Raw genomic sequence first — 25631 nt, 5'->3', positions numbered from 1 at the left:
TCCCGGGCCTCGACCAGACTTACACGCCCCGACATAGCGCGCATTTCGATCAATTACGCTGCGTACGCGCCTGCTCGTCGGCCGCCCCGCCCGCCCCCACGAGCCCCTTGCCCACCCCGCCCAGCCGTGCGTCGAGACTCCGCATGTGGCGGCTGCCGACGGCCGCGATGATGCCGGGCAGATACCCGCGTACGGAGTGCGTGCCCCGCAGCCACCACTGCGCGTACACATGCGCCGAACGGCGCTCGATCCCCGCCACGACGCGGTCGACAGCGGGCCCCAGCGGGTACGTCTTGTTGGCGGGCCACGGCAGCCGGCTCCGCATCTCGCGCATTACCTCGTCCTCGTCGGCGCCGCGCACCATATCGGTGTCGGTCCAGGACAGATAGCCGACGCCGACCCCCACGCCCCGGTAGCCGACCTCGGCGCGCAGGCTGTGCGCGAAGGCCTCGACGCCCGACTTGGAGGCGCAGTACGCGCTCATCAGGGGCGCCGGTGTGATCGCGGCGAGCGAGGCGATCTGGAGGAAGTAGCCGCGGCTCTCCAGCAGTACGGGCAGGAACGCGCGGGCCGTCACCGCGCCGCCGATGAGGTTGACCTCGATGACCCGCCGCCAGGCGACGGGGTCCGAGTCCAGGAACGGACCGCCCGCCGCCACACCCGCGTTGGCCACGACGATGTCGACCTTCCCGAAGCGCCGCTTGACCTCCTCGGCGACGCGGGTCATCGCCTCGTGGTCGGTGACATCGGCGTACCAGTGCTCGCACTCGGTGTGCAGCCTGCTCGCCACGTCCTTGAGTTCGTCGGCCTCCAGGCCCACCAGCGCCACCCTGGCACCGCGCGCCGAGAGTTTGCGGGCCAGCAGCTCGCCCACGCCACGTGCCGCGCCGGTGACGACGGCGACCTGCCCTTCGAGACTGACCTTGCTCATACGGCACTCTCCTCATCGACATCGACATCGGCACCGGCACCGGCACCGGCACCGGCACCGGCCCGCAGATGGTCGTCCACCAGATCGCGGATCGCGGCGGTCACCGCCTCGGGCGCCTCCACCGGTGTCATGTGTCCCATACCCGTCAGTTCGGTGAGGCCCACGCAGCGGGGCAGCGTGTCGGCCAGCCGGCGGGCCAGCACCGGCGGCGTCAGCCGGTCGGCCGTGCCCACGACGACGGCCGTGGGGACCGTCAACTCCCTTACGCCCGCGTCGAGATCGAGTTCACCGAGCACATGCGACCAGCCCACCCGCACCCCGCGCGGACACGCGTGCACGATCCGCGCGCACGCGGTGACCCGGTCGGGCGCCGTGCCGGGCCCCATGGTCCCGTACCGCAGGATCCGCTTCGAGACCGGCGTGACCGGCCCCAGCGGGGCCCGCGCGCCGAGGATCAGCCGGGTCAGCCGGGTCCGTGTCCGCCCGGGGCGCATCGGCACCACCCGCGACGCGGCGACCAGCTCCGAGCTGCCGGTGCCGCACAGCAGCGCGGCGGCGGCGTGCTCCCGGAAGGCGGGCCGCGCCGACGCGGCCATGAGCGTCATGCCGCCCATGGAGTGCCCGGCCAGGACGGCTCTCTCGCCCGGCGCGAGGGTGGCGCCCAGCACCGCCTCCAGGTCGTCGGCGAGCGCGTCGGTGGTGTACGGACCCCGGCCGCCCCGGCCCACCGCGGGCGAACGGCCGTGCCCGCGCTGGTCGTAGACGATCACGCGGTGGTCGGCGGACAGGGCGTCGATCTGCGCGGCCCAGAAGAGAGTCGAGCAGGTCCAGCCGTGGATCAGGACGATTGCGGGCGCCCCCTCGGAGCCGTACACCTCGATGTGCGGGCGCGAGCCGTCGGTGGAAGTGGCGCTCAGCACACGGGGGTTGGGGGGTGTCGTCATCGAAGTGCCTCCTTGGCGTGCGTGCTGCCGTGCGTGCCGCCGTCCCGCTTGCCGTGCGTCCTGCCGTCCCGTACGCGCACGACGTCGTACTCCCCGAGGTCCACGGTCCGCGTCGCCCGGCGGAACTCGGTGGTCGTCCCCGGCCAGATGGTGGTGTTGCGCCCGTTGGCGTCCAGGTACCAGCTGGTGCAGCCGCCGGTGTTCCACACGGTGCGCTTCATCCGTTCCTGTACACGGCGGTTCCACGCCTCGACGGCCGCCGGCCGGGGGGTGAGCGCGGCGCCCGCGCCGAGCGAGCCGAGGGTGCGCAGATAGTCGCCGAGATAGTTGAGCTGGGCCTCGATCATCAGGATCATCGAGGAGTTGCCGAGGCCGGTGTTCGGGCCGACGACGGTCATCCAGTTGGGGAATCCGGCGGCGGTCGACCCGCGCAGCGACTCCATGCCGTCCTTCCACGCCTCGGCGAGGGTGATCCCGTCCGCCCCCACCACCCGCTCGGCGATGGGCATGTCCGTCACATGGAAGCCGGTGCCGAAGACGATCGCGTCGACCTCCGTCTCCGTCCCGTCGGCCGCCACGACGGTCGACCCGCGCACCTCGGCCAGCCCGGACGCGACGACGTCCACGTTGGGCCGCGCGAGCGCCGGATAGTACGCGCTGGACAGCAGGATCCGCTTGCAGCCGATCCGGTACGAGGGGGTCAACTTGGCCCGCAGCGCGGGGTCCTTGATCGCCCGCGCCATGTTGGCCTTGGCGACGCGCTCGACCAGCCCCAGCTCGTTGGGGCGCTTGGTGAACGCCTGCACCTGCAACTCCCTTATCCCCCACAGCAGTCCGCGCCGCGCCACGCCGGTGACCGGCACCGTGCGGTGCAGCCACCGCTCGGCACCGGAGATCGGCCGGTCGGCGCGCGGCATCACCCACGGCGGGGTGCGCTGGAAGAGCGTCAGCCTGGCCACGTCGGGCTGTACGGCCGGCACGATCTGGATCGCCGACGCCCCGGTGCCGATCACGGCGACACGCTTGCCCCGCAGGTCGTAACCGTGGTCCCAGCGCGCCGAGTGGAAGACTTTGCCGGGGAACGAGTCGAGGCCGGGCACGTCCGGCACCTTCGGGTCGGACAGCGCCCCGGTCGCCGAGACCACGACGTCCGCCGTGATGATCCCGCGCGAGGTCTCGATCTCCCAGTGCGCCGCGTCGGCGATCCAGCGCATCAGCCGCACCTCGTGGTTCAGCCGGATGTGCGGCCGGATCCCGAAGGTCTCGGTGACGTGCTCCAGGTACGCGCGGATGTGCCGCTGGCCGGAGAAGGTGCGCGGCCAGTCGGGGTTGGGCGCGAAGGAGAACGAGTAGAGGTGCGAGGGCACGTCGCAGGCGCAGCCCGGATAGTCGTTGTCGCGCCAGGTCCCGCCGACGGAGTCGGCCCGTTCCAGGACGACGAAGTCGGTGATCCCGTCGCGCCGCAGCCGGACGGCGGCCCCCAGACCACCGAATCCGGATCCGATCACCGCCACCCGTACGTGCTCGTGTCTGGCCATGCCGCCGCCTCCCGCCGGAGTACCCGCACCCAACAGTGCCAGTAATCACTGGCACTGTTGAGAGAGAGTAGGGCAGCTCCTTACTCATGGGTAGGGGGCGAACAAGAAAAGTTACCGCCGGTACGAGGACATATGCTGACCGCCATGTCCGACCAGGAGGAAGCCCGCGAGTACCGCGTGAAGGAGCTGGCCGAAGCCGCCGGCATCACCGTCCGCACGGTGCGCTTCTACCGCGAACGCGGCCTGATCCCACCGCCCCGCCGGGAGGGCCGGATCGCCTGGTACGACAGCCACCACCTGGCCAGACTCCGTACGATCGCCGCCCTGCTGGAACGCGGCCACACCCTCAACGGCATCGCCGACCTCGCCACCGCCTTCGAGAGCGGACGCGACGTGGGTGAGGTCCTGGGCCTGGGCGAACCAACCGAGGAGACACCCGTCCGCCTCACCCCCGAGGCCCTGGCCGACCACTTCGAGGGCGAGGTCACGGCGGAGAACCTGGCCACCGCGCTCGAACTCGGCTACCTCGCCACCGACGGCGACGACCTCGTCCACATCAGCCGCCGCCTGCTGGACGTCTCCGCCGCCCTGGTCCGCGAGGGCGTCCCGCTGGCGGCGGTCTTCGAGGCCGGCCGCCAGGTCCGCGCCCACGCGGACGCCCTGGCGGAACTCTTCGCGACCACGCTCCAGACCCACGCGAGCACCACGGACCCGGCGGTACTGCGCCCCCTCGCCAAGAGCGTGGTGGACGCGGAACTCTCGATGGCGCTGGACCGCCGCCTGCGGAAGCCGTAGCCCCCCGCTATCCCTGCTGTCCCTGCTCGTAGACGACAGTCACCGGCGCGTGGTCGCTCCAGCGCTCCGTGTGGGTCGCCGCCCGCTCCACCCACGCCTTCGCCGCACGCCCCGCCAGCCCCGCCGTCGCCACGTGGTAGTCGATCCGCCACCCCGTGTCGTTGTCGAAGGCACGCCCCCGGTACGACCACCAGGTGTACGGCCCCGTCTCGTCCGGGTGCAGGGCGCGGACCACGTCCACGTACGCCGCCTCGTCGAAGACCCGCGTCAGCCACGCGCGCTCCTCGGGCAGGAAGCCGGACTCCTTGCGGTTGGCCTTCCAGTTCTTGAGGTCGGCCTCCTGGTGCGCGATGTTCCAGTCGCCGCAGACCAGCACCTCCCGGCCGTCGGCCGCCGCGCGCTCCCTGAGAGCGCCCAGATACGTCAGGAACTCGTCCATGAACCGGACCTTCTGATCCTGGCGCTCCGTGCCCACGTCGCCCGACGGCAGATAGAGGCTGGCCACCGTCACACCGGGCAGGTCGATCTCCACGTACCGCCCGCTCGCGTCGAACTCCGCGCTGCCGAAGCCGATCCGCACCCGCTCCGGCTCCCGCCGCGAGTAGAGCGCGACGCCCGCCCGCCCCTTGTCGGCCGCCGGCGCGAACACCGTGTGCCACCCCTCGGGCTTCCGTACGGCCTCGTCGAGTTGCCCCTCCTCGGCGCGCACCTCCTGAAGACACACCACATCGGCCCCGGTCCCGCCCAGCCACTCGACGAAGCCCTTCTTCGCGGCGGCGCGGAGCCCGTTCACGTTCACGGATGTCACAGTCAGCATTCCGGCACCCTACCCAGGCTCTACGATCGGTGCTGTGGCCATCCAGATACGTCAGGTCCCTTACGACCACCCCGACGCCGTGAAGCTCGACGCCGAGGTCCAACTCGAATACGCGGCGCGTTACGACAGCGAGGGGGATGCCACCGTGCTCCACCCCCGCATGTTCGACCCGCCCGGCGGTCTCTACCTGCTCGCCTACGACGCCGACGACCGCCCGGTCGCCACGGGCGGCTGGCGCGCGCAGGAGACCAACGACGAGGGCTACTCGGACGGTGACGCCGAGATCAAGCGGATGTACGTGACGGTGGAGGCACGCGGCCTCGGGCTGGCCCGTCGCATCCTCGCCGAGCTGGAGGAGAGCGCCCGCACGGCGGGCCGTACCCGCATGGTGCTGGAGACCGGCACCAGGCAGCCGGAGGCCATCGCGCTCTACCGGTCCAGCGGCTACACGGACTGCGCGCGGTTCGGCCACTACCGCAACGACCCGCTGAGCGTCTGCCTCGCCAAGCCGCTCGGCCGGCGCCTGCCGTAGCCGGAGAACGACAGAGCCCGGCCCGGCAGCCGAGCTGCCGGACCGGGCCCGAAGCGGGAACGTCAGTGGTTGCCCACGCCGTTCGCCGAGAGGATCGGGATGTCCTCCAGGATGTGCGACAGGGGCTCGTCGCCCTTCGCCTGCGTCGAGTTCTCGGTGCACTGCTGGTTCTGCGGGGAGGACAGGACGTTGATGTCCTGGACCGCGATCGGCACGAGGCCCACGAGGGAGCCGACGTTGGCCTTGACCGGCAGACCGATGCAGGGCTTGTTGAGCGTGCCCTGCACGAGGCTGAGCTGCGGGCTCATGTCCCCGTGGGTCTCCGAGTTGCCGAACTCCTGCTCGGCACCGTTGCCACTGAGCGACGTCGTGCCCGTGTCGTTGCCGATCGCCAGCGCCGGCGACGCGGTGGCGAGGCCACCGACCATCGTGGCCGCTACAGCGGCGGTAGCCCACAGCTTGTTCATTTTGTTGCCTTTCCGGAAAGTCGGAGCCCCACCGGTGGAGTTCCGATTTGTTCAACTCGCCACGCGACGTTTGGTTGCGCCCATTCCCCCGAACGGCCCATAAGGCATATCGGTCGTCGCGGCGGCATGAATACGACCGGGTCACCGCCGAATTCAGCGGTGACCCGGAAGTGGTGAATCGATCAATCGGCGAATCGGTCAATCAGGGGCGATATCAGCCGTTGCCCGCACCGTTGGCCGACAGGATCGGGATGTCGTTGAGGAGGTGCGACAGCGGCTCGTCGCCCTTCGCCTGCGTCGAGTTCTCAACACACTGCTGGTTCTGCGGGGAGGACAGGATGTTGACGTCCTGGACCGCGATCGGCACGACACCCAGGAGGGAGCCGGCGTTGACCTTGGCGGGCAGGCCGATGCAGGGCTTGTTGAGCGAGCCCTGGATGAGCGCCATCTGCGGGCTCATGTTTCCGTACGTCGCCGAGTTGCCGTACGACTGCATGGCACCGTTGCCGCTGAGCGACGTGGTACCCGCGTCATTGCCGACGGCGAAAGCGGACGGCGCGGCCATAGCCGACATGCCGACGACGGAAGCAGCGACGGCCGCGGTGGCCATAACCTTCTTGATCACGATGAGTCCCCTTCTGAAGGATGCCCCAAGTCCCCGGGGCGCCATGAGCAACTGGATTCCGCAGGTTTAGTTATCGCGCTTCACTCCAACAGCCCATTAGGCACTCAATCAGCCTGCGCGCGGCCCGCAAGCCGTACGAGTGAAGGAGCGGAACCAAACCCAGGCCATTCGGTTGGGCAGGCCGCACCACCTGCATTTCTTGAGAAAAGGAACTAACCGTGATCAAGAAGGTTCTGGCCACCGCGGCCGTCGCCGCCTCCGTGGTCGGCGTTTCCGCCGCAGCCGCTGCCCCGGCGCTCGCCGTCGGCAACGACACCGGCACCACCTCGCTCAGCGGCAACGGCGCCAAGCAGTCCTACGGCAACGCCGCGACCCACGGCGCCATGAGCCCGCAGCTCAGCCTCGTGCAGGGCTCGCTCAACAAGCTCTGCGTCGGCCTCCCGGCCAAGGCCAACGTCGGCTCGCTCGTCGGCCTTCTCGTGCCGGTCGCGGTCCAGGACATCAACGTCCTGTCCTCCCCGCAGAACCAGCAGTGCACCGAGAACTCGACGCAGGCGAAGGGCGACGAGCCCCTGTCGCACCTCCTCAACGACATCCCGGTCCTCTCGGCGAATGGCGCGGGCAACGGCTGACAGTCATTGCCGTTCCGGCCCCATCGCGGGTCGGCGGAGGCCGGCCGGGGCGAATTCGCCCCGGCCGGCCTCTGTGTCGTATAAACGCCTCCCACCCCTGAAGAAACGTCATTTCTCGCGGCGATCGGGTGAACCGGTAAAGGCCATAAATCGGGGCAGTTTCCTCATAAGCGCGTGACTCGTTGGAGTTCCAGCAGCGGCGGTGCGGGCTGGTAAAGCCGTGCTCGCGTGGCACGAGAGCCGTGCGCGCGACCCCGTTGCGGAAAGGGCTCCATCATGAATGCCAAGAAGGCAGCCACCATCGTCGCGGGCGTTCTCCTGTCCGTCGGTGCCGCGGCGCCGGCCATGGCCGACGCGGGCGCGCAGGGTGCCGCCGTGGGCTCCCCGGGCGTCCTGTCCGGCAATGTCGTTCAGATCCCCGTGCACATTCCCGTCAACGTGTGCGGCAACAGCATCAACGTGATCGGGCTGCTGAACCCGGCCTTCGGCAACACCTGCGTCAACGCCTGACACCCGCACACGCACTGAAGCGCCCTGAGGGGGCGCCCCCGGGGCCGGTCCCCGAGGCGTACTGCGATACGCGCCTCGGGACCGGCCTCAGCCGACACCGATACACCGACGCACCGGCGACACACCGGCGACATCAGGAGAACCAGATGCGAGAACTGATCGGCAAAGGCCTGCTCACCGCCGCGGCGGCGTCGAGCGTGCTGACCATGAGCGGTGGATACGCCCAGGCCACCGACAGTGCCGCCACCGCCGCCGGGTCGCCGGGTCTGCTGTCGGGCAACAGCGTCCAGGCGCCCATCGAGGTCCCGGTCAACGTCTGCGGCAACACGGTGAACCCCGTCGGCGTGGGCAACCCCTCCTTCGGCAACGGCTGCGGCAACTCCTCCGGCGCGCACGCGGCGCCCCAGCACCGGCCCGCCCCCCACGCGCAGCACCACGCCCCGCGCGCCGAGCCCGCGCCCAAGGCGGCGCCGGCCGGCCCGGCACGGACCGGCCACGACAGCAACGCCGGCTCGACGCACGGCGCCAAACCCCGTGAGCACGGCGGCGGTTCCGCGCCCGCGAGCCACGGACACCAGACGAAGCCCGCCGGCCACGCGGACCACGGGAACCACGGCGGCTCGTCGGCGTCCGGCGCCGCGCTCAACTCGCCGGGACTGCTGTCGGGCAACCTCCTCCAGGCCCCGCTCGACATCCCGGTCAACGCCTGCGGCAACAGCGTGGACCTGATCGGTCTGCTGAACCCGGCCTTCGGCGACTCCTGCGCGAACGGCGCCGAGGGCGCGACCCCTCCGGCCCCGCTGCAGCCGCCGACCCCGGTCGACCCGCTCGACCCGTCGACCCCGCCCGGGGGCCGCTCCGTGGAGCCCCCGGCCGTGCCGGTCGCCCACCACCCGATGCTCCCGGAGCAGCCGCGCGCCGTCGAAGAGGCCGACGCCATCGACGAGTTGGCCCACACCGGCGCGGACGCGAACCTGATCGGCGCCGCCGCGCTGAGCGCCGGCCTGCTGATCGGCGGCGGCATCCTGTACCGCCGCAACAGCGGCTCGCGCGGCTAGGGCCTCTCGTTTGGATCTTGCCGGGCTCGCGGTCCCTGGCACCGCGCCTCGCCGCGTTGATGGCGGAAGGGGAGGCACGGCTCCCGCCATGCCTCCCTCCTCCGCCGCTTGAGGTGTTCTCAATCGCCGGACGGGCTCAACATGAGACCGTCCGGCGACTGAGGGCGAACCGGCCGCCGGACGGACCCCGTTCCCAGGCGCCGCCGCACCCCGCGTACCACCCGGCCCGCCGTGTACGTCGCGCCGAGCACGAAGCGCATCGACGGGCCGAACGACGGCGCGCTCAGCAGACCGGTCACGAACAGGCCGGGGTGCGACGTCTCGAAGACGGTGTCCGTCTCGGGGGCCGCGCTCGCACCCACGGTGCGCAGGTTCCGGCGCAGCCGCTCGTCGAGCAGCCCCAGCCGGTCCAGGCCCGGGGTGAAGCCGGTGGCGGCGATGACGTGGTCGGTCGTGACCGCGGCCACGGAGCCGCGGGTGGAGAGCAGGTCGAGCCGTACGCGGCCGCCGGCCGGGACGGCGGCGGCGACGCTCTCGCCGAGCCGGAGCTCCACCGCGGGCTCGAACCGTTCGCGCAGCCACCAGGCGCCGGCCGGCCCGAGCGACGAGGTGAAGACGCGGGCCCGTGTCGACCCGGGCAGCCGGTGGAAGAGGCCGGGGGTCTGCGCGTAGAGCCAGTTCCGCCAGCCGCAGCCCAGGCCCGTGTGCGGAGCGCGGGCGGCCTCGCCGAGGGGGCGTTCCAGGGGCGGCGGGAGGGTGTTCCAGTTCAGCGCGTGCGACCGGGCGACCACGCGTACGGCCGTGCCCTGTTCGGCGAGGAGCGTCGCGGTCTCCAGCGCGGCCTGGCCCGCTCCGACGACCGTCACGTCCTTGCCCTGGAAGCGCGTCAGGTCCGCGTGGTCGACGCTGTGCGACACGCGCTCGGGCGGCAGGGCGCGCAGCGGCCCCGGGATGTCGGCGAAGGGCCGGACGCCGACGGCGAGCACCACCGTGCGGGCGAGGAACGTCTCACCACAGCCACCGTCCGGGTCGTCGACGGTGACCTCGAAGCCGCCGCCGGCGCGGGGCCGTACGGCGGTGACGGTCCGTTCCTCCACCGGCGGCGCCGCGTGGGCGGCGAACCACAGGCCGTACGAGGCGAAGAAGCCGACCGGCAGCGGGACACCGTGCCGGGCCGCCACCCCCTGGGTGGCCGCGTAGGCGGCCAGCCCGTAGGCGCCCTCGGGGTCGGACAGGTTCGAGGCCCACGGCTCCGACTTCAGGAACATGCCGGGAGGCATCCCGTCCCGCCAGGCCGCCATCGGTCTGCCGAACACCCGGGGCCGGACACCGGCCGCCGCCGCGTGCGAGGCGATGGAGAGTCCGTACGGTCCGGCACCCACAACTACCAAGTCCTGCATAGGAGTTCGCCGCTCTCTCTGTTCTCTGGGGGTCTGGATCCGGGTCCGGGTCCGGGTCCGGGTCTGCCGGCCGCGCCGATCGGGGCCGGTCAGACGGTGGTGTTGTCGGGAGCACGCCCACGCCCGAGCCGCCGTGCCCCGCCGCGCGCCGCGTGCGGGAGCCAGGCCGCGGTCATGGCGTACGCGGGGCGCGGGTCGTCCCGCGCGAACCACGCCGTCTCCGTGCCCGCCGCCCGCCGCCGTCCCCGGCGCCCGGCCGGGGACAGCGTCGGGGACAGCAGGGACAGCGGCGCGTAGTTCTCGACCACGAAGGTGCGGCCGTGCGCGGGGACGGGCGGCGGGACGGGGCGCCCGGTGAGGTCCAGATGCAGCGCCCGTACGACGTCGGTGCCCGACGCGTCGGTGAAGAGCCGGAACTGGGCGCCGGGCCGGGGGTTGAAGTCGAGGAGGTGGTACGCGCCGGTGGCGGCGTCGAGCCGGAAGTCGAGATCGACGATGCCCCGGTAGCCGAGCGCGGCGAGCACCTTGGCCGCCAGCCGCTCGACGGCGGGGTTGGGCAGCCACCGGCCGACCGCCGTCAGCCCCGCCCCCACCGGCCAGGACCGTTCCTTGCGTCCGGTCGCGCCCATCAGGAGCGTGCCGTCGCCGCCGCGGTAGCCGTGGAAGAACCAGTCGAGGTCGCGGCCCCTCGGCAGCAGTTCCTGGAGCAGCAGCCGGCTGCCCGCCTCCGCGCCGCGCCCGAACAGTTCCCCGGCCTCCCGCGGCGAGCGCACCACGACGGTGCTGCGCAGCCCTGCGCCCTCGGGCAGCAGCCAGGGCCTGCTCCACTTGGCGACCACCGGCAGCCCGAGGCCGAGCGTCCACGCGGCCCGAGCCGCCTCCGCCGGGTCGGCGGGGACCGCCGTACGGGGATGCGGCAGCCCGAGCGTGCCGCAGATGGCCGCCAGTTCCGCCTTGTCGGCAACCCGTTCCGGGAGACCTGACGGCTGTTCGGGCAGGAGATAGCGGCCGGTGAGCCGGGGGCGCAGCCGGTCGACGGAGATCGCGCCGAGATCGTCGAGCGGGACGAGGACGGCGGGGGTGCCGAGCCGTTCCGAGATCCGCAGCAGCAGAGCGTGGAGTCTGTCCTCGGACGCCCGGTCGGGCCGCTCGTGCGCGGTGTGCAGATAGCGCGACCGGGTGACCGGGCTCCGCAGTGACTCGATGACCGCGTGCACCGTGATTCCCGCCCGGCCGAGTGATCTGACGGCGCCGAGGGTTCCGTGGTGAAACGGATTCCGGTCGAGCCGCACAAGCACGGCGGGGACGCTGATGTCAAAGCTCACCACGGTGGTGTCCTTCATTTCCGATGGCCCATGCGGGGGGTGAAATTCACGAACGGTCTAGTGAAGCGGGTGACCGGGTTACCGATCGGCTCATTAGAAATACTTTTGGGCCACTGCGAACACGGCACGCGTCCCCTCATGAGGAGCACATATGTCCTATCGACGTCGACGGCTGTTCAGCACCTGGCTGGGTGTCATCACGGCCGGCCTCCTTGCTTCGGGTTCCGTGCTGCCGACGGCGAGTTACGCCGCCGGTCCCGACGCTCCCGGCAGTCCCGAACCACCGGAAGTCCGATCAACGGCGGTCGGCGCGTACCTCGATTACGGTCCCGAGGGCGTCCGCCGCATCGCCGATATGCAGAAGTGGCTCGGCGGTACGGAACTGCGGGTCGGGCACACCTACCTCCCCGGCGACGTGTGGTCCAACATCGAGGGCAGCCCGAGCTTCCTGGGCGACTGGGCCGACTGGAAGAAGGCCCGCGACGACCGGATGTTCGTGCTCAACGTCCCCATGCTCGAACGCAACGAGGGCCGGGTCCGCGACCAGGTCGTCCGCAAGGAGCTGCGCCGGGGCGCCCGGGGGGAGTACGACCGGCACTTCGAGGTTCTGGCCGAACGGCTCGTCTCGCTCGGTGTGCCGGACACCGTCGTCGTGCTGGGCTGGGAGATGAACGGCACCACGTACACCCATCGCTGCGGCCCCGACCCGCGGGCGTGGAAGGCGTACTGGAAGCGGATCGTCGGCGCCATGCGCGCGGTGCCCGGCCAGGAATTCCGTTTCGATTTCGCTCCGAACCGCGGAAAGGACGCCATTGCGTGGACCGAGTGTTATCCGGGCGACGACGTCGTGGACATCGTCGGTATGGACTCCTACGACCAGCCGCCGGGACGGACGTTCGAGGAGCAGGTGAATGAGCCTTTCGGGCTCCGTCAGCAGGTGGAATTCGCCGCTGAACACGGGAAGGTTATCTCCTATCCGGAGTGGGGCCTCTTCCGCAACGGCGACAATCCCGCATACATGCGGGGCATGCTCCAATGGATCGAGGAGCACCGGCCGATGTATCACACGCTCACGGACTACTGTCCGCACGGCGTCTGGCAGTGCGAGGAGAATCCGCGGTCGTCGAAGGTGTTCCGTTCGGCGCTGTACGGGCTGAAGCCCGAGCCCACGCCCACGCCTGAGCCGAGTACGCCGGTCACGCCCGTCCCCGAGCCGACGCCGGAGCCGACCACCCCGCCGGATCCGCAGCCCGAGCCGACGCCGGATCCGAGCACCCCGGTCACGCCGCCCGTGGCCGAGCCGACGCCGGATCCGACCACCCCTGCGAAGCCCGAGGCGCCCGCGAACTGCAAGCAGTTGACGCTCAGTTCGTGGATCGAGGCGCTGCTCGGCCGGAAGATCTGCCTGCGCGTCGACGGCTGGGAGCGCTGGCTGTCCTGACGGATCTCATCGCGGCGGCGGCAAGGAACCAGGACCCGTTCGGGATCATTCCTTGCCGTCGCCGCGCCGTGTCCGCCTCGCCAGGCCCGCCCGCATCGCCGGCAGCCGCTCGTTGACCAGGACGGCAGCCCGGCCGCGTGCGGCGGCGTGGGCGGCGATCAGCCGCAGCGAGGGGGAGAGCAGACCGCGCGCCAGCAGCAGCCGCTGGTTGCAGACGGTCTCCGGGCGCCAGTGGTGTTTGTACGGCTCGTTACCGCGCAGCATGCTCAGCGTCGTACATCCACCGACCCCACCGGCACTGGTCCGGCGGGCGCTCTCGCGCAGCAGCATCGTGGCGACGTCGACCTTCCGGTCGCGCAGTGTCGGGTCGGCGCCGTACAGATAACCGCCCGCGAGCCGCGGTGACATCAGGGTGAGGTCGGCGGCCACCACCTCGCCCCCGAGCCGGAATTCGGTGACCATCGCGTCGCCGCACCCGACCATGGAGCGCACCGAGCGGGTCAGGTGCTCGCTGAAGCGCGCGCTGAGGTGTTCGGGGGTGACGCCGCGCCCCTGCCACTGGAGCCGGTGCAGGTGCAGCAGGCGTTCGACGGCGGTCGGGATCTCCTCTCCGGGCACCACGCGTACCTCGATGCCGAGCGAGTCGATCTTGCGGATCTTGGCCCTGGCGCGCTGGGCGCGGGACGACGGGAGGCGGCCGAGCAGTTCGCCCATGGGGACGGCGGGCAGTTCGAGGCAGGGCGAGTCGGCCAGCCGGTCGCGGGCGCCGTCCCAGCAGTCGTAGACGCGTTCGGCGGCGGCTCCGGGCCGTACCTCCCGCAGGTCGATGACGGCGGTGCGCGCGGCGGTGGCGATGGCCTTCGCGAGCGCCGGGGCGGCGCTGTCGGCGCTGTCGTCGTCGAGCAGGACGTCGGAGAAGTCGGAGATGGTGCCGCCGAGTTGGACCAGGACGGGGAACGGCCGGTGCGTCAGCATCAGCGGGGCCGCGGCGACGAGCGCGCCGCCACGGCGTACGAGGACGACGCGGAGCCGGCCGGGGGTGCCGTACGACAGCCACCAGGAGTGCAGCCACGCGTGGCTCTGGAAGGGGGTGGCCGGGCCGCAGCGGCGGTGCAGCGCGGTCCACTCGGCGGCGAGCGCGCCGAACCGGTCGGGGTCGCGGCAGATCTCCGAGGTCAGTGGCGTGAAGGTGCCTCTGCCGACGGGCGCGGCCGGGGCCTGCGCCGTGCCCGCGCGCACGAGATGCCGGGTGGTCGGTTCCGCCGCCATCACACGGTTTCCGTCTGCGGTACGGGTGGCACGGACGCCGTCGGCACGGAGGCGGTCGGCACGGAGGCGGTCGACGGGCCGGGAACCGTCGCGCGCACCTCGCCGCGCCGGCGCCTGGGCCGGACCAGCAGACCGAGCCCGCCGAGCAGTCCGCCGGCGGCGGCGCCGACGAGCGCGGCCAGCGGCGCCGAGGGTGACACGGGGCTGGTGGGCTTGACCGCGCGGGAGAACTGGACCACCCGTACGTTCGTACTGGCCTGCATCTGCGTGCCGTTGAGCACCAGCGAGCGCGCCACACCGTCGGCCATGCCGACGGCCGCCCGCGGGCGGCTCGACGTGGCCGTCACCGAGATCATCGGGGCATCGGGCGAGGTGACCGTGGTGACGTTCTCCTTGAGGACCTTCGCGGAGACCCCGGCCCACACCTGGGCGTCGCCGACCGCGGCGACCTGCGCGGCGACCCGCCCGTACGCCTGCGCGAAGCCGAGCGCGGCGGCCGGGTCGGTCTTCTCGGTCGGTACGACGAGTACGTAGCTGGTGGCGGAGTACTGCGGAGTGCGGAGCATGCCGTACGCGCCGCCCGCGAGCGCCCCGACCAGGACGCCGACCGGCACGATCCACCAGACGGGCAGGGCCCGGATCCTCGCCAGGACGCGGCCGGGCCAGGCACCCACGCGGCGTCGGCCGCTCTCGTTGTCGGTCATCGTCGAACTCACTCCTCGGGGGTGGCCGGGCGCCGGACGGTGGGCTCGGGCGAGCCGGTCCGGCGCAGGGCGCGGTCGTAGACGGACAGCAGTTGTTCGGCGCTGCGGGAGATGTCGTAGTGGCGCGCGGCGGGCGGTACCGGCAGCCGGTGCGGGCCGTCGCCGGCCGCGAACCGCCGCTGGGCCGCGGTCAGTTCGGTGACGAGTTCGGGCACGGATCCGCTGATCCGGCGGGCGGTGGATGCCGCGTCGGCGGGCAGGTCGTGCAGGGCGGGGCAGGTGACGTACAGGACGGGCAGCCCGGCGGCCAGGCCCTCGATCACGGCGAGCCCGAACGCCTCGTCCGCCGAGGGGGACACGAAGAGGTCCATGGCGGCGAGCAGTGACGGCAGGTCGGTCGTGCCGGTGGCGGGGTTCGGCGGCGGGTCCTCGCACGCGCCGTGCGTCAGGACCCGGTCGGCGGCGCCCAACTCCGTTGCCAGTGCGCGCAGTCGGTCGTGCTCCGGGCCTTCGCCGACGAGCAGGAGGCGGGCGCCGGGCAGGGCGGCGACAGCCCTGACGAGCATGTCGAAGCGCTTGCCGGCGGTGAGCCTGCCGACTCCGCCGACCACGAACGCGTCTGCGGGCAGGCCGAGTTCGGCGCGCGCCTTGTGCCGGGCCGTCTCGTCGTACGCGAAGCGCGGCACGTCGATGCCGTTGGGCACGACGTGGATGCGGTCGCGGCGTACGCCCCAGCGGCGCAGCCGGTTGGCGACGGTCGTCGAGACGGCGACGGTCTCCGTACCGAGGCGTTCGCTGCCGAGGTAGAGGGCGCGGGCGCCGGGGGTCAGCGGGCGGCCCTCGATCTGGGTGGCGCCCAGCGAGTGCTCGGTGGCGACGACGGTACGTACGCCCGCGAGGCGCGCGGCGAGGCGGCCGTACACGCAGGCGCGGTAGAGATGCGTGTGGACCAGGTCGTACCGACCGTCCTTGATCAGCCTCGTCAGCCGGGGCAGCGCGCCGAGGTCCCGGTTGCCCCTTATGCCGAGGTCCGTGACGGGGAAGCCGTCGGCGGCGATGCCCCGTGCGACGGCGCCCGGGTTGGTGAGCGTGACGACGGCGCTCTCGGTGGGCAACCGGCCTAGCAGCAGGCGCAGTTGCTGTTCGGCGCCGCCGATGCCGAGCCCGGTGATGACGTGCAGCACCTTCATGCCGCGCCGCCCTCACGCGCGGTGGTCCGAACGGCCGGGGTGCCGGATTCCGGGCCGGAGGGGCCGTACGGGCCGTACGGGACCGGTTCGCGGCGCCGGCTGTGCAGGGCGCGCTTGAGGAACAGCCGGGGGCCGGTGTCCTCCTGGCCGATGTGCACGCGCGGCAGGGCGAACAGGCCGGTGAGCGGACCGGGGCTGATGCCGACCGCGTACCGGTAGCCGGCGTCCCGTACGGCGGCCATGGCGCGCTCGTCGACCGTGCCGTACGGATAGCAGAACCCGGTCACCTCCTTACGGATGATGGCGCTCAGCGCCTCCCGGCTGCCGCGCGTCTCGTCGGTCAGCAGCGCGTCGTCGGCCTCGGTGAGATCGGTGTGGCACAGCCCGTGCGAGCCGACCTCCATGCCCGCCGCCGCTGCCTCGCGGATGCCGTCCTCCGTAAGGAGGGGCTTGCGCGGGCCGGGGCTGTCCCACGCGTTGGTGCCGCCGAGCCGGCCGGGGAGCACGTAGACGGTGGCGGTGAACTCGTAGCGGCGCAGCAGCGGCACGGCGTTGGTCAGGAAGTCGGCGTAGCCGTCGTCGAACGTCAGGCCGACGAGCCCGGCGGCGCGGCCCTGTGCGCGGGCGAGCAGCAGGCGTTCCATGCTGACGCCGGTGAGCCCCCGGCGGCGCAGCCAGCGCAGCTGCCGGTCGAGGCGGCCGGGCGAGACCGTCACCCGGTAGGGGTCGTCGGTCGGGTCGGTGATCGAGTGGTACATGGCTGCCCACAGGGGGCCTGCGGAGACCGTGTCAGCGGACATCGATGAACTTTCGTGTGGCGGAGCGGACAACGGAGTCGATCTCGGGTGCCTGGAGGGCGCGGGCGATGACGAGGAAGACGGCGGCGACCACCAGGCAGGCGACGGCAGCCGCCGGGACGGGTGCGGGGATGAGGGCGCCGCAGAGCCATCCGGCGCCGGTGGCGGCAGCGGCGGCGGCGCTGAGTTTGACGAGCCCTCCGGTCATGTGGCGGACCCGCACCGGAACGCTGTGGCGGGCGACGCCGTGCAGCAGCAGTACGGCGGTGACGGTGATACCCAGCGCGTTGCCCGCCGCGATACCGAGGACGCCCCAGACACCGACGAGGAGCGCGCCGCCCGCGGTGGTGAGGACGAGGCCGACGAGCATGGCGAGCGCCGGGAACCACAGGGGACGCGCGGCGGAGAAGTAGCAGCGGACCAGGGCTCCGACGAGGGTGTGGCCGAGCAGCCCCAGTGCGTACACACGCATCACGGCGGCGGTGGCCGCCGTGTCCGCCCGGTCGAAGGCACCGCGCTGGAAGAGGATTTCGATGATCTGTGGCGCGCACGCGATGACGGTCGCGGCGCCCACCAGCACGATGACACCGGCGAGGGCGAGGTCACGCTCGACGCGCCGCCTGGCCCGGTCGGTGTCGCCCGCCGCCATGGCGCGGGCGACGACCGGGAAGGTGACCGTGCAGAGCATCAGGGACAGGACCATCGGCATCTGCGCGACCTTCTGCGCGTAGTTGAGATGCGAGATGGCGCCGGCGGGCAGGGGCGCGGCGAGGAAGCGTTCGATGAGGACCTGGGACTGGCGGGTGAGGGCGAAGACGATGACGGGGGCGAGCAGTCCGAGGGCGACGAGCGGGCGGCCGGCGCCGCCGGGCTGCTCGCCGGGCAGCTCGCCGGAGGGTGAGACTGGGGGTTCGGGTGCGGGTGTCCGCTCCGCCGTCGCGCGGCGCTCGCGCAGTCGGCGCAGGACGACCGGCGCCTGGACGAGGACCATCAGGACCCCGCCGACGGCGACCCCGGCCGCCGCCGCCCGCACCCCGAGCCGGTCGCTGAGGATCAGCATCGTGGCGATGATGCCGACGTTGTACGCGACGTAGATCATCGCGGGCGGTACGAAGCTGCCGTGCGCCCGCAGGGCGGCGCTGCAGTACCCGGCGATACCGAAGCTGAAGGCACAGGTGGCCGTCAACCGGGTGCAGTCGACGGCCAGTTGGGTGTCCGGGAGCCCGGGGGCCAGCAGGGCCACCACCCAGGGGGCCGCCAGCATCAGCAGGACGGCGCACGCGCTGAGGGCGAGCAGCAGGCTCGGCAGGGTCGTACGCAGCAGGGTGTGCACGGGGTCGCGGTCGCGAACCGCTCCGCTGTCCTGCGGTGGGCCGGCCGGAAGCGGCCCCCGCGCGGCCCGGCGCGCGAGCGCGAGGCTGAAGGCGGGTACGAGGATGAGCGCCATGGCGTCCTCGATGAGCAGCGTCGACGCGACCTCGGGGACGGTCCAGGCGACGAGGAACGCGTCGGTGCCGGGGCCGGCACCGTGGAGATGGGCGATGGTCTGGTCGCGTACGAGACCGAGCAGCGCACCGGCGGCGGTGAGGAGCGCGGTCACGAGGGCCGCGCGGGCGAGGAAGCGGTTGGAGAGATAGCCGCTGCGGCCGCTGTCCGGGTCGCCGGTCCCGGCATCGGCCTGCGGGTCGGCCGCCGAGTCGGCGGGGGTCTCGGCCGGTGTCTCGGCCGGTGTCTCGGGGGGCGCCGTGGGGGGCGCCGACGGCGGTGGCGGTGGGCGGCGGCCGGGGACGGCCGGTTCGGCCGCCCTGCCGGGCTCCGTGGGCGGCGACTGTGTCGCGCCGGTCAGATCGGTCATGCCGGGCCGGCCCCCAAGTCGGAGCCGCCACAGGCGCCTTGACCGGAGCCTCGGTGGGCGCCGTCGGCGCCTCCGCCGTCCGCCCGCCGGTCCCACCGCGGTGGGTCGCACGGCGCCGACGTGCTCGCGGGGTGGTTTCCTGCGGGCGTCCCGGCCGCACGGCCCAGCGCCCACCACGCGGCCAGGCCGAGCGCGACGGCCGTCAGCACCGTGGATGGCCCGCCGATGTCCGCGTAACCGAAGTCCACCAGTTGCCAGATCAGCAGCCCGGCGGCGACGAGCGCGCAGTCCGCGCCCGTACGTCCGCGCCGCGCGCCGGGCAGTCGACGCAGCGCGAGGACGAGCAGCGCCGCCCAGCTCCCGGCGAGGGCCAGCAGGCCGACCAGTCCCTGCTCGCTGAGGATCAGCAGATACATGTTGTGCGGGGAGAGCAGCGGCTGGCGCCGGAAGACCGTCCCCGCGCCGGCCGTGTCGCTGCCCGAGGAGAGCGCGATCGAGGAGTGGCTGTCGCGGTAGGCGGGGAAGGCCTTCAGCCCGACGCCGGTGACCGGGTCGGTGCGCCACATCCCGGCCGCCGCCGCCCACATCGTGTACCGGTCGGTGACCGACCGGTCGGGCGCCTCGGCGACTTCGGTGATGCTGCCGAGCCGGTCGGAGACCAGCTGCGAGCCGATGCCGAGTCCGCCGACCAGGACGACGCCGAGTGCCGCCGCCACGAGCGCGACCCGGACGGCGCGGCGCAGCCCGGAGAGCGCGAGTTGCAGTGTGAGGGCCACGAGCGTCGCGATCCACGCGCCCCGGCTGAAGGAGAGCACGAGCGGCGGGAACAGCAGTGCGGCGCAGCCGAGCGCGACGGCGCGCTGACGGTTACCGCCCCCTGCGCCGCCCGGCGCGCCGCCCGGCGCGCCGCCCGGCGCGCCGCGTTCAGCGCCGCGCTCCGCGCCCGCGCCCAGGGCCAGTCCGACCGCCACCACCAGGCCGTACGACACGACGGTGGCCATGCCCATGACGTCGGTGGGGCCGAACGTCCCGACGGCGCGCACGTCCTCGCCCATGTACGAGGCGCCGGTGCCGGTCAGGTACTGGACGACGCCGATGAGCCCCTGCACCAGCGCGAGGGCCACCATCGACCAGGCGACGAGCCGGAAGTCCCGGCGGTGCCTGATCAGCAGCAGCAGCGCGCCGGGCACCAGCACGAAGATCTGGAGGTAGCGCGCCACGCCCGGCAGGCTGGACGCGGGGTCGGACGACGTGATCGCGGCGGTGCACACCCCGAACACCGGAAGTCCCAGGACCAGCGCGGCGGTTCGGGTCAGCGGCCGGGCACGCTCGCGCACCACCCGTACCAGGCAGAAGACGACGAGCAGCCCGGACGCGGCGTCGGCCGCCGTCCCGGAACCGGCCGATCCGTCAGCCGCGGGGCCCGTCCCCGGGGCGGCGAGGAGCGCCACGACCACCAGGACGGGCAGCAGCGGGGCGACCCGGCGCAGCACCTCCCGCCAGTCCCGCCAGTCCTGCCTGTCCCGCCTGTCCCGCCTGTCCTGCCTGTCCTGCCTGTCCTGCCTGTCCCGCCTGTCCCGCCTGTCCCGCCTGTCCCGCCTGTCGCTGTCGGACTCAGGGTCGGATTCGGATTCGGTACGGGGGGCGAGGAGCGGCGCGCCTCGGGCGTCGGCCACGTCAACTCCCCGCCGGGCGGACGAGCGAGAGAGCGGTTCGGATGATGATGCACACGTCCTGCCACAACGACCAGTGGTCGATGTAGTGGTTGTCGAATCGGGAGCGGTCCTCGATGGAGGTGTCCCCGCGCAGTCCGTGGACCTGCGCGAGGCCGGTGATGCCGACGGGCATCCGGTGGCGGGCGGCGTATCCGGCGTGCGTCTTGCTGAAGTCGGCGACGAAGAAGGGGCGTTCGGGGCGTGGTCCGACGAGGCTCATGTCGCCGCGCAGGACGTTCCAGATCTGCGGCAGTTCGTCCATCGACGTACGGCGCAGGAGGTGGCCGACCGGGCTCATCCGCCGGTCGTTGGCGACGGACCAGCGGGTGGCCGCCTCGTGGTCGTCGGCCGGGCGCAGGGTGCGGAACTTCAGCAGGGTGAAGGTGCGGCCGTGCTGTCCGACGCGTTCCTGACGGAACAGCACACCGGGGCCGTCGAGGAGCCGTACGGCGAGCGCGCAGGCCAGCAGGACCGGTGAGATGGCGAGCAGGACGGGGGCGGCCACGGCGATGTCGAGCAGACGCTTGGCGAGGGTGCCGCGGCGTGCGGTGGGCGGGTCGACGCGGTGGCAGGTGAAGCCCCAGACGTGCTGGGACATGGGTCCCCCACCGCTCCCACCGCCCCCGCTGCCGCCGCTGCCCCCGCCGACGAACCAGGTGGCGCAGCCGTATTCGTGGAAGAGCGAGACGAGCCCGGACGGGTCGGCGCCACCGCCGAAGGCGGCGGGGCCGTCGACGAACACGGCCTGCTGGACGCCGTTCTGGATGACGGCGCGGTGGATCTCCTCGATGGTGGTCAGCACGGGGAGCGCGGGAAACGCCGGGGCGAGGGGGTCGGTAACGGTGTCGGACGTGCGCTCGTCGCCGGTTGTTGGGGCGACGATGCCGACGGGCCGCAGGCCGTACTCGGGATGCCGGGCGAACAGCGCGGCGAACCGCCGGCCCGCCGCCCCCGTCCCCACGACCAGCGCGGAACTCGGCCGGTGCCGCGCCGTACGCCTGCGGTGTCCGTGCACGACGGCCCGGCCGCAGCCCGCGACGAGCAACTGTGTGGCGCTGCCGGCCAGCAGTGCGGTGAGGCTCAGCGCGTACGCGGGAAGGAGCGCCGCGAGCAGCGCGGCGGTGGCGCACCACGCGACGAGGATGCGCGCGGCCAGCGCGGGGAGTTCGACCAGGGCGGTTCGCGGCCCGGACGGGCGGTAGAGACCGGCGTACGCGTTGAGGACGGTGACGCAGAGCATGAGCTGCGCGACCAGCACCGTGTGGCGCTGTCCGGAGCCGAGCACCGTGGTGCTCAGCAGCGCGGCGGCCCAGTCGGCGGCGAGGAGCGGCAGCCCGAGGCGCAGGGGCGCGGCCGTACGGCGGCGGGGTGGCAGCGCGACCCGGTCGGTCGCGTCGCGCCGGGGCGCGACCGAGACGAACCCGAGCGGCGGCCGGCCGGTGGCGGTGACCGTCGCCGGACCCCGGCCCCGGAGCCGGACTCCCTTTGCCAGGTGCCCTGTTGACCGGGCCGGTCCCGCAGATCCCGCGGATCCCACCGAACCCGCAGATTCGGGCCCGGGCGATCTTCGCCCTGTCGATCCGCGTCCGGACGGTGCGGGGACGCTGGTGCTTTCGGTGGTCACTGGGGGATCGGCTCCCTGCGCTCGGAGCGCGGCACGGTGGCCACGTCGCGGTACACGTCCGCGATGGCGCGAGCGGTCTGCCGCACGTCATAGGTGCTGAGTACGTACTCGTGGGCCTCGCGGCCGAAGGTGTCGCGCAGCGGCCGGTCGCCCAGCAGCGCGATGATCGCCGTCGCCGTCGCGGCGTGGTCCCCGGGCGGGGTCAGGCAGTGTGCCCGCTGGGCGGGCGGCAGGCTCTCGCGTGCCCCGTCCACGTCGCTGAGCAGTACGGCGCGCCCGCCGGCCATCGCTTCGAGCGGCGCCACCGCCATGCCCTCCCAGCGGGACGGCAGGACGACGAGGTCGGCGGCCGCGTACCAGGGCGCGGTGTCCCGTACGGCTCCGGCGAAGAGCACCGAGGGCGGGGCGCCGGCGCGCAGCCGCGCGGCGTCGGGGCCGTCCCCGACGAGTACGAGGCGGGCGTCGGGCACGTCCTGGAGGACCAGGGGCCAGGCCCGCAGCAGAATGTCCTGCCCCTTCTGCCGGCAGAGCCGCCCCACGCACACCACGAGGGGCGTGTGCGGGGGGAGTTGGGCGAGCCGGGGAAGCGCGGCGCGGGCGGCGGCGGTCGGGGCGAGCCCGCCGGCGTCGACGTCGGCCGGTCGGAAGCGGTCGACGTCGACGCCGTTGTGGACGACGGACCAGGGCGCCCGTACCCCGGCGCGCTCGCCGCGGTCCCGCTCGGCCTCGCTCACGCAGACGACGCGGGCGGTCCAGCGGGCGGCCAGCCGCTCCCAGCCCCGGGCGAGGGCCGCGGTCGTCCCGCCGACCGCCTCGAAGGACCAGGCGTGCGGCTGGAACACGGTCGGGATCCGCCCCCGTACGGCCAGGCGTCCGGCGAAGCCGGCCTTCGCGCTGTGCGCGTGCACCACGTCGGGGCGGATCCGCCCGACCAGCTCGGCGACCCGCCGGATCTCGGCGGGCAGTGCGAACCCGGGGTCGCGTGTCGCGTGCCAGACCGCTGTCTCGGCGCCGAGCGCTGCCACGTCCGCCGCGAGCGGGCCGCCCCGGTCGGGGCAGGCGACGACGACCCGCGTTCCGGCGGTGACCTGTGCGTGGACGAGATCGGTGACGACGCGGGCCACTCCCCCGTCGACCGGCTGGACGAGATGGAGCACCGTGAAGCCGGGACCGGGACTGTGCCTTGGTGGCCGCACGCGCAACTCACTCCACTCGTGGTCTCAGGTGTCGCGGATCGGACAATCAGGAAAGCCCGAGAGCGCTGCTGTCGCGCCGACGAGTGAGCCGGTTCAGCGCCGCGCGTCCACCGCTACGTAAAGCGCGCCGAGCCAGACCGAGTCGCGCCCGGTCCGGAAACTGACGTGCATAGTGTCGCCTCCCGCGACGAGTGCTTCACGCAAGTCGAACAGATCGGAGTCATATCCAAGATTATTCTTGTAAGCGGGTTGTCGTTTAATCTGCGTGGAACCGATATCGGCAATGCTGGAATTCATCACATTGCCGGCCGGGTTGGCACTGTCGCCGATCGAACTCGCTTTCCCGCGCCCCGTCCCGACCGTCAGCGAATCACCCGCGGTTCCGGGGTCCCCGTCGTACGAGACGACGCCGATGGCGCCCGTGCCACCGGCCGGCGTACCCAGCTTCCCGAGCCCGACCCGCAACTCCTGGTGCCGGGCGTCGAGCGCCTCGAAGCCGTCCCAGATCGCCAGATGCCGCAGCGGGTCCTCGGCCCTCTCGTACGCGACGACCAACGTCCAGCCGCCCCACGCGCCCGCCGCCGTCCTGCCCATCGCCACATTGATCTGCGCCACCGTGTACACACCCGAACCGGCGGACCGCACCAGCGGCGTGACGTCCGCCGACGCCTGATAGGCATCGGCGCCACCGGCCGTACGGTGGCCGATCAGCGTGTCGGACAGGACTTCCTTGTACGCGCCGCCGGGCTCGGCGATCAGGACGCGGCCGTTGTCCCGCGGCGGCTTCTGCTCACCGACGCGGAGGTTCCCGCCCCAGTAGAGACGGGCGTAGCCGACTGTGGCGCCGACCGGTACACGCAGCTCGCTCCGGGTCGAGTTGTAGGTGTTCGGGTCCTTGTCGAGGTCCGTGTAGAACATGTCGTACTGCTCGTTGGCCGCCGTGGCGCTGTCCCGCGCGGCGACGCAGGCGGACGCGTCGGCCGGGGTGACGGTCGTGAACTCGCCCGAGGTACGGCAGGTGATGGCCGAGTTGGCCGCCCGCACGATCCCGCCGTGCTGAACGGCGTGATAACGCTCGCCGAACGAAATTCGGGTGGCCTCTTTCGCGGGTGCGACCGCGGAATCCGACGTGGCCGAAACCGTCGAAACCCTCGAAGTCGTCGGAGCCACCGGAACCACCGGAACCACCGGAACCACCGGAACCACCGGAACCGAGGTCGGGGCCGCCGCCATCGTGGCCGCCGTCGCCGTCGCCGTCACGGCGAACAGCAGACCGCGCCTTACAGCATGAACCACGCAATCACGCATAGAGACTCTCCGACCCGAAGAATGAATCGACAGTGCACCCTTACAGAGCGCGGACTGAAAATCACGTGAGACGCGCGGACCGTACCAAAGCGCGGTCGCTTTCCCGGAATCGGGCCGTTCACCAACCGGGTCGCGCGGCTTTTCGAACTCTTCGGGCGATCCCGCGTTTCCCGAACGGCCGCCGGTCGTTGAGCCTGTCGCACCATTGGTAAATCGAAAGGATATGGTGATGAAGCGAATCGCTAAGTCCGTCGTCATGGCAACGTCGAGCGCCGCCCTTCTCCTCGCCGGCGCCGGCATGGCTTCCGCCACCGGCCACAGCGGCGCCTCCGCCGAGGGAGTCGCGGCCAACTCCCCGGGCGTCCTGTCCGGCAACGCCGTCCAGATCCCGGTCCACATCCCGCTCAACATCTGCGGGAACACGGTGAACGTCATCGGCCTGCTCAACCCGGCCTTCGGCAACACCTGCGTCAACGCCTGACCTTCCGGCGGAGCACCCCCGAGCGCTCCGCCGGTCACGGTCGGCACACCGGGTCCGGCAGCACCGCTGCCGGACCCGGCACCGTTTCTTCACTCATTCGGACCGCAACCGATCAGCACGCCCCGCGTTGATCGGTAAGTCGGGCAACTGCGCCCGTACCGCAATTCCCTTAAGACCGAGGAGCTCATCCCCATGTCGCGTATCGCCAAGGCTGTTGTCCTGTCCTCCGCCGCTGCCGCCGCCGTCATCGGCACGTCCGGTGCCGCCATGGCCGACGCCGGTGCCCAGGGCGCGGCCATCGGTTCCCCCGGTGTCATCTCCGGCAACGCCGTCCAGGTCCCCGTGCACGTGCCGGTCAACCTCTGCGGCAACACCATCGACGTCGTCGGCCTGCTCAACCCGGCCTTCGGCAACACCTGCGTCAACGCCTGAATCTGACAGCAGCCCGACCTGCCGTCACCCACGGCAAGAGCCGCT

At 72.4% G+C, this 25631-nt stretch carries 25 protein-coding genes; 8 read left to right on the top strand and 17 right to left on the bottom strand.

Features of this window, described 5'->3' with window-relative positions; translation table 11 throughout:
* Window positions 1–49: 49 nt before the first annotated feature.
* Genes OG700_RS24085 through OG700_RS24075 form a run of 3 tightly spaced genes read right to left on the bottom strand, consistent with a single transcriptional unit; the run spans window position 50 to window position 3413 of the window.
* Entirely contained in the window at window positions 50–931 is an 882-nt protein-coding gene (locus OG700_RS24085) for an SDR family oxidoreductase (RefSeq protein WP_405616876.1), read from the bottom strand.
* Window positions 928–1875: an alpha/beta fold hydrolase gene (locus tag OG700_RS24080; protein ID WP_405616874.1), complete on the bottom strand. Its 948-nt coding sequence runs from the start codon at window positions 1873–1875 to the stop codon at window positions 928–930. The genes OG700_RS24085 and OG700_RS24080 overlap by 4 nt, the downstream gene beginning before the upstream one ends.
* A complete protein-coding gene (locus tag OG700_RS24075) occupies window positions 1872–3413 on the bottom strand; it encodes a flavin-containing monooxygenase (protein ID WP_405616872.1) in 1542 nt (513 codons plus the stop codon). Before OG700_RS24075 ends, OG700_RS24080 begins: the two co-directional genes overlap by 4 nt.
* 144 nt (window positions 3414–3557) lie before the next feature.
* Between OG700_RS24075 and OG700_RS24070 the strand changes: the two genes are divergently transcribed.
* Window positions 3558–4208, top strand: coding sequence for a MerR family transcriptional regulator (locus tag OG700_RS24070; protein ID WP_405616870.1), 651 nt, complete (start codon window positions 3558–3560; stop codon window positions 4206–4208).
* A 7-nt stretch (window positions 4209–4215) separates the two neighbouring features.
* Here the strand turns inward: OG700_RS24070 and OG700_RS24065 are convergent, their stop codons facing one another.
* Window positions 4216–5025 (bottom strand): exodeoxyribonuclease III, encoded by an 810-nt coding sequence (locus OG700_RS24065; RefSeq protein WP_405616868.1) that lies wholly within the window; start codon window positions 5023–5025, stop codon window positions 4216–4218.
* A gap of 40 nt (window positions 5026–5065) precedes the next feature.
* On the opposite strand from OG700_RS24065, the gene OG700_RS24060 reads away from it, so the two are divergent.
* Window positions 5066–5557, top strand: a complete 492-nt coding sequence (locus OG700_RS24060; protein WP_405621921.1) for a GNAT family N-acetyltransferase — start codon at window positions 5066–5068, stop codon at window positions 5555–5557.
* Window positions 5558–5619: 62 nt separating this feature from the next.
* Here the strand turns inward: OG700_RS24060 and OG700_RS24055 are convergent, their stop codons facing one another.
* A complete protein-coding gene (locus OG700_RS24055) occupies window positions 5620–6024 on the bottom strand; it encodes a rodlin (protein WP_405616866.1) in 405 nt (134 codons plus the stop codon).
* Between the two features lie 214 nt (window positions 6025–6238).
* Complete coding sequence (locus OG700_RS24050) at window positions 6239–6649, bottom strand: rodlin (protein WP_405616864.1); 411 nt, start codon at window positions 6647–6649, stop codon at window positions 6239–6241.
* 218 nt (window positions 6650–6867) lie between these two features.
* Here OG700_RS24050 and OG700_RS24045 point away from each other — a divergent pair, with 218 nt between their 5' ends.
* The 3 genes from OG700_RS24045 (at window position 6868) to OG700_RS24035 (ending at window position 8849) form a co-directional block, all read left to right on the top strand.
* Complete coding sequence (locus tag OG700_RS24045) at window positions 6868–7281, top strand: rodlin (protein ID WP_405616862.1); 414 nt, start codon at window positions 6868–6870, stop codon at window positions 7279–7281.
* Between the two features lie 276 nt (window positions 7282–7557).
* Window positions 7558–7791, top strand: coding sequence for a chaplin (locus OG700_RS24040; protein WP_405616859.1), 234 nt, complete (start codon window positions 7558–7560; stop codon window positions 7789–7791).
* Window positions 7792–7937: 146 nt separating this feature from the next.
* Window positions 7938–8849, top strand: coding sequence for a chaplin family protein (locus OG700_RS24035; RefSeq protein WP_405616857.1), 912 nt, complete (start codon window positions 7938–7940; stop codon window positions 8847–8849).
* A gap of 119 nt (window positions 8850–8968) precedes the next feature.
* On the opposite strand, the gene OG700_RS24030 is transcribed toward OG700_RS24035, so the two are convergent.
* A complete protein-coding gene (locus tag OG700_RS24030; RefSeq protein WP_405616855.1) occupies window positions 8969–10249 on the bottom strand; it encodes an FAD-dependent oxidoreductase in 1281 nt (426 codons plus the stop codon).
* An 89-nt stretch (window positions 10250–10338) separates the two neighbouring features.
* Window positions 10339–11577: an ATP-grasp domain-containing protein gene (locus OG700_RS24025; RefSeq protein ID WP_405616853.1), complete on the bottom strand. Its 1239-nt coding sequence runs from the start codon at window positions 11575–11577 to the stop codon at window positions 10339–10341.
* 148 nt (window positions 11578–11725) lie between these two features.
* Between OG700_RS24025 and OG700_RS24020 the strand changes: the two genes are divergently transcribed.
* The gene (locus OG700_RS24020; RefSeq protein WP_405616851.1) at window positions 11726–13015 is read left to right on the top strand and encodes a glycoside hydrolase family 26 protein; all 1290 of its coding nucleotides are present in this window, start codon (window positions 11726–11728) and stop codon (window positions 13013–13015) included.
* A 45-nt stretch (window positions 13016–13060) separates the two neighbouring features.
* Here OG700_RS24020 and OG700_RS24015 read toward each other — a convergent pair whose 3' ends face one another.
* From OG700_RS24015 to OG700_RS23975, 9 genes are all read right to left on the bottom strand, one after another.
* Complete coding sequence (locus tag OG700_RS24015; protein WP_405616849.1) at window positions 13061–14284, bottom strand: GNAT family N-acetyltransferase; 1224 nt, start codon at window positions 14282–14284, stop codon at window positions 13061–13063.
* The gene (locus OG700_RS24010; protein ID WP_405616847.1) at window positions 14284–14988 is read right to left on the bottom strand and encodes a lipopolysaccharide biosynthesis protein; all 705 of its coding nucleotides are present in this window, start codon (window positions 14986–14988) and stop codon (window positions 14284–14286) included. The genes OG700_RS24015 and OG700_RS24010 overlap by 1 nt, the downstream gene beginning before the upstream one ends.
* Window positions 14989–14996: 8 nt before the next feature.
* Window positions 14997–16178 carry a glycosyltransferase gene (locus OG700_RS24005; protein ID WP_405616842.1) on the bottom strand — a complete coding sequence of 394 codons (1182 nt, stop codon included), beginning with the start codon at window positions 16176–16178 and terminating at the stop codon, window positions 14997–14999.
* Window positions 16175–16978, bottom strand: coding sequence for a polysaccharide deacetylase family protein (locus OG700_RS24000; protein ID WP_405616840.1), 804 nt, complete (start codon window positions 16976–16978; stop codon window positions 16175–16177). The genes OG700_RS24005 and OG700_RS24000 overlap by 4 nt, the downstream gene beginning before the upstream one ends.
* Window positions 16968–18830 (bottom strand): lipid II flippase MurJ, encoded by a 1863-nt coding sequence (locus OG700_RS23995; RefSeq protein WP_405616838.1) that lies wholly within the window; start codon window positions 18828–18830, stop codon window positions 16968–16970. The genes OG700_RS24000 and OG700_RS23995 overlap by 11 nt, the downstream gene beginning before the upstream one ends.
* Window positions 18827–20320, bottom strand: a complete 1494-nt coding sequence (locus tag OG700_RS23990) for an O-antigen ligase family protein (protein WP_405621919.1) — start codon at window positions 20318–20320, stop codon at window positions 18827–18829. The genes OG700_RS23995 and OG700_RS23990 overlap by 4 nt, the downstream gene beginning before the upstream one ends.
* Before the next feature lie 187 nt (window positions 20321–20507).
* Entirely contained in the window at window positions 20508–22082 is a 1575-nt protein-coding gene (locus OG700_RS23985; RefSeq protein ID WP_405616835.1) for a sugar transferase, read from the bottom strand.
* A gap of 83 nt (window positions 22083–22165) precedes the next feature.
* Complete coding sequence (locus OG700_RS23980) at window positions 22166–23365, bottom strand: glycosyltransferase (protein ID WP_405616833.1); 1200 nt, start codon at window positions 23363–23365, stop codon at window positions 22166–22168.
* Window positions 23366–23458: 93 nt separating this feature from the next.
* Window positions 23459–24625 carry a DUF3344 domain-containing protein gene (locus OG700_RS23975; RefSeq protein WP_405616831.1) on the bottom strand — a complete coding sequence of 389 codons (1167 nt, stop codon included), beginning with the start codon at window positions 24623–24625 and terminating at the stop codon, window positions 23459–23461.
* 277 nt (window positions 24626–24902) lie between these two features.
* Here OG700_RS23975 and OG700_RS23970 point away from each other — a divergent pair, with 277 nt between their 5' ends.
* Both OG700_RS23970 and OG700_RS23965 read left to right on the top strand, forming a co-directional pair.
* The gene (locus tag OG700_RS23970) at window positions 24903–25154 is read left to right on the top strand and encodes a chaplin (RefSeq protein WP_405616829.1); all 252 of its coding nucleotides are present in this window, start codon (window positions 24903–24905) and stop codon (window positions 25152–25154) included.
* A 192-nt stretch (window positions 25155–25346) separates the two neighbouring features.
* Complete coding sequence (locus OG700_RS23965; protein WP_405616827.1) at window positions 25347–25586, top strand: chaplin; 240 nt, start codon at window positions 25347–25349, stop codon at window positions 25584–25586.
* Window positions 25587–25631: the final 45 nt, after the last annotated feature.

It is taken from the genome of Streptomyces sp. NBC_01508 (genome assembly GCF_045040315.1).
In the GTDB taxonomy this organism is placed as follows: domain Bacteria; phylum Actinomycetota; class Actinomycetes; order Streptomycetales; family Streptomycetaceae; genus Streptomyces.
Note: the sequence above shows the minus strand (reverse complement) of the source record. Positions and strands in the feature narration are given on the sequence as shown.

Bases quoted from the DNA above. Each gene is read 5' to 3' on its own strand.
- OG700_RS24030 (WP_405616855.1), bottom strand. From the start codon at position 10,249: ATGCAGGACTTGGTAGTTGTGGGTGCCGGACCGTACGGACTCTCCATC.
- OG700_RS23995 (WP_405616838.1), bottom strand. From the start codon at position 18,830: ATGACCGATCTGACCGGCGCGACACAGTCGCCGCCCACGGAGCCCGGC.
- OG700_RS24075 (WP_405616872.1), bottom strand. From the start codon at position 3,413: ATGGCCAGACACGAGCACGTACGGGTGGCGGTGATCGGATCCGGATTC.
- OG700_RS24085 (WP_405616876.1), bottom strand. From the start codon at position 931: ATGAGCAAGGTCAGTCTCGAAGGGCAGGTCGCCGTCGTCACCGGCGCG.
- OG700_RS24040 (WP_405616859.1), top strand. From the start codon at position 7,558: ATGAATGCCAAGAAGGCAGCCACCATCGTCGCGGGCGTTCTCCTGTCC.
- OG700_RS24015 (WP_405616849.1), bottom strand. From the start codon at position 14,284: ATGGCGGCGGAACCGACCACCCGGCATCTCGTGCGCGCGGGCACGGCG.
- OG700_RS24005 (WP_405616842.1), bottom strand. From the start codon at position 16,178: ATGAAGGTGCTGCACGTCATCACCGGGCTCGGCATCGGCGGCGCCGAA.
- OG700_RS24055 (WP_405616866.1), bottom strand. From the start codon at position 6,024: ATGAACAAGCTGTGGGCTACCGCCGCTGTAGCGGCCACGATGGTCGGT.
- OG700_RS24080 (WP_405616874.1), bottom strand. From the start codon at position 1,875: ATGACGACACCCCCCAACCCCCGTGTGCTGAGCGCCACTTCCACCGAC.
- OG700_RS24035 (WP_405616857.1), top strand. From the start codon at position 7,938: ATGCGAGAACTGATCGGCAAAGGCCTGCTCACCGCCGCGGCGGCGTCG.
- OG700_RS23965 (WP_405616827.1), top strand. From the start codon at position 25,347: ATGTCGCGTATCGCCAAGGCTGTTGTCCTGTCCTCCGCCGCTGCCGCC.
- OG700_RS24070 (WP_405616870.1), top strand. From the start codon at position 3,558: ATGTCCGACCAGGAGGAAGCCCGCGAGTACCGCGTGAAGGAGCTGGCC.
- OG700_RS24020 (WP_405616851.1), top strand. From the start codon at position 11,726: ATGTCCTATCGACGTCGACGGCTGTTCAGCACCTGGCTGGGTGTCATC.
- OG700_RS24010 (WP_405616847.1), bottom strand. From the start codon at position 14,988: ATGACCGACAACGAGAGCGGCCGACGCCGCGTGGGTGCCTGGCCCGGC.
- OG700_RS24065 (WP_405616868.1), bottom strand. From the start codon at position 5,025: ATGCTGACTGTGACATCCGTGAACGTGAACGGGCTCCGCGCCGCCGCG.
- OG700_RS23970 (WP_405616829.1), top strand. From the start codon at position 24,903: ATGAAGCGAATCGCTAAGTCCGTCGTCATGGCAACGTCGAGCGCCGCC.
- OG700_RS24000 (WP_405616840.1), bottom strand. From the start codon at position 16,978: ATGTCCGCTGACACGGTCTCCGCAGGCCCCCTGTGGGCAGCCATGTAC.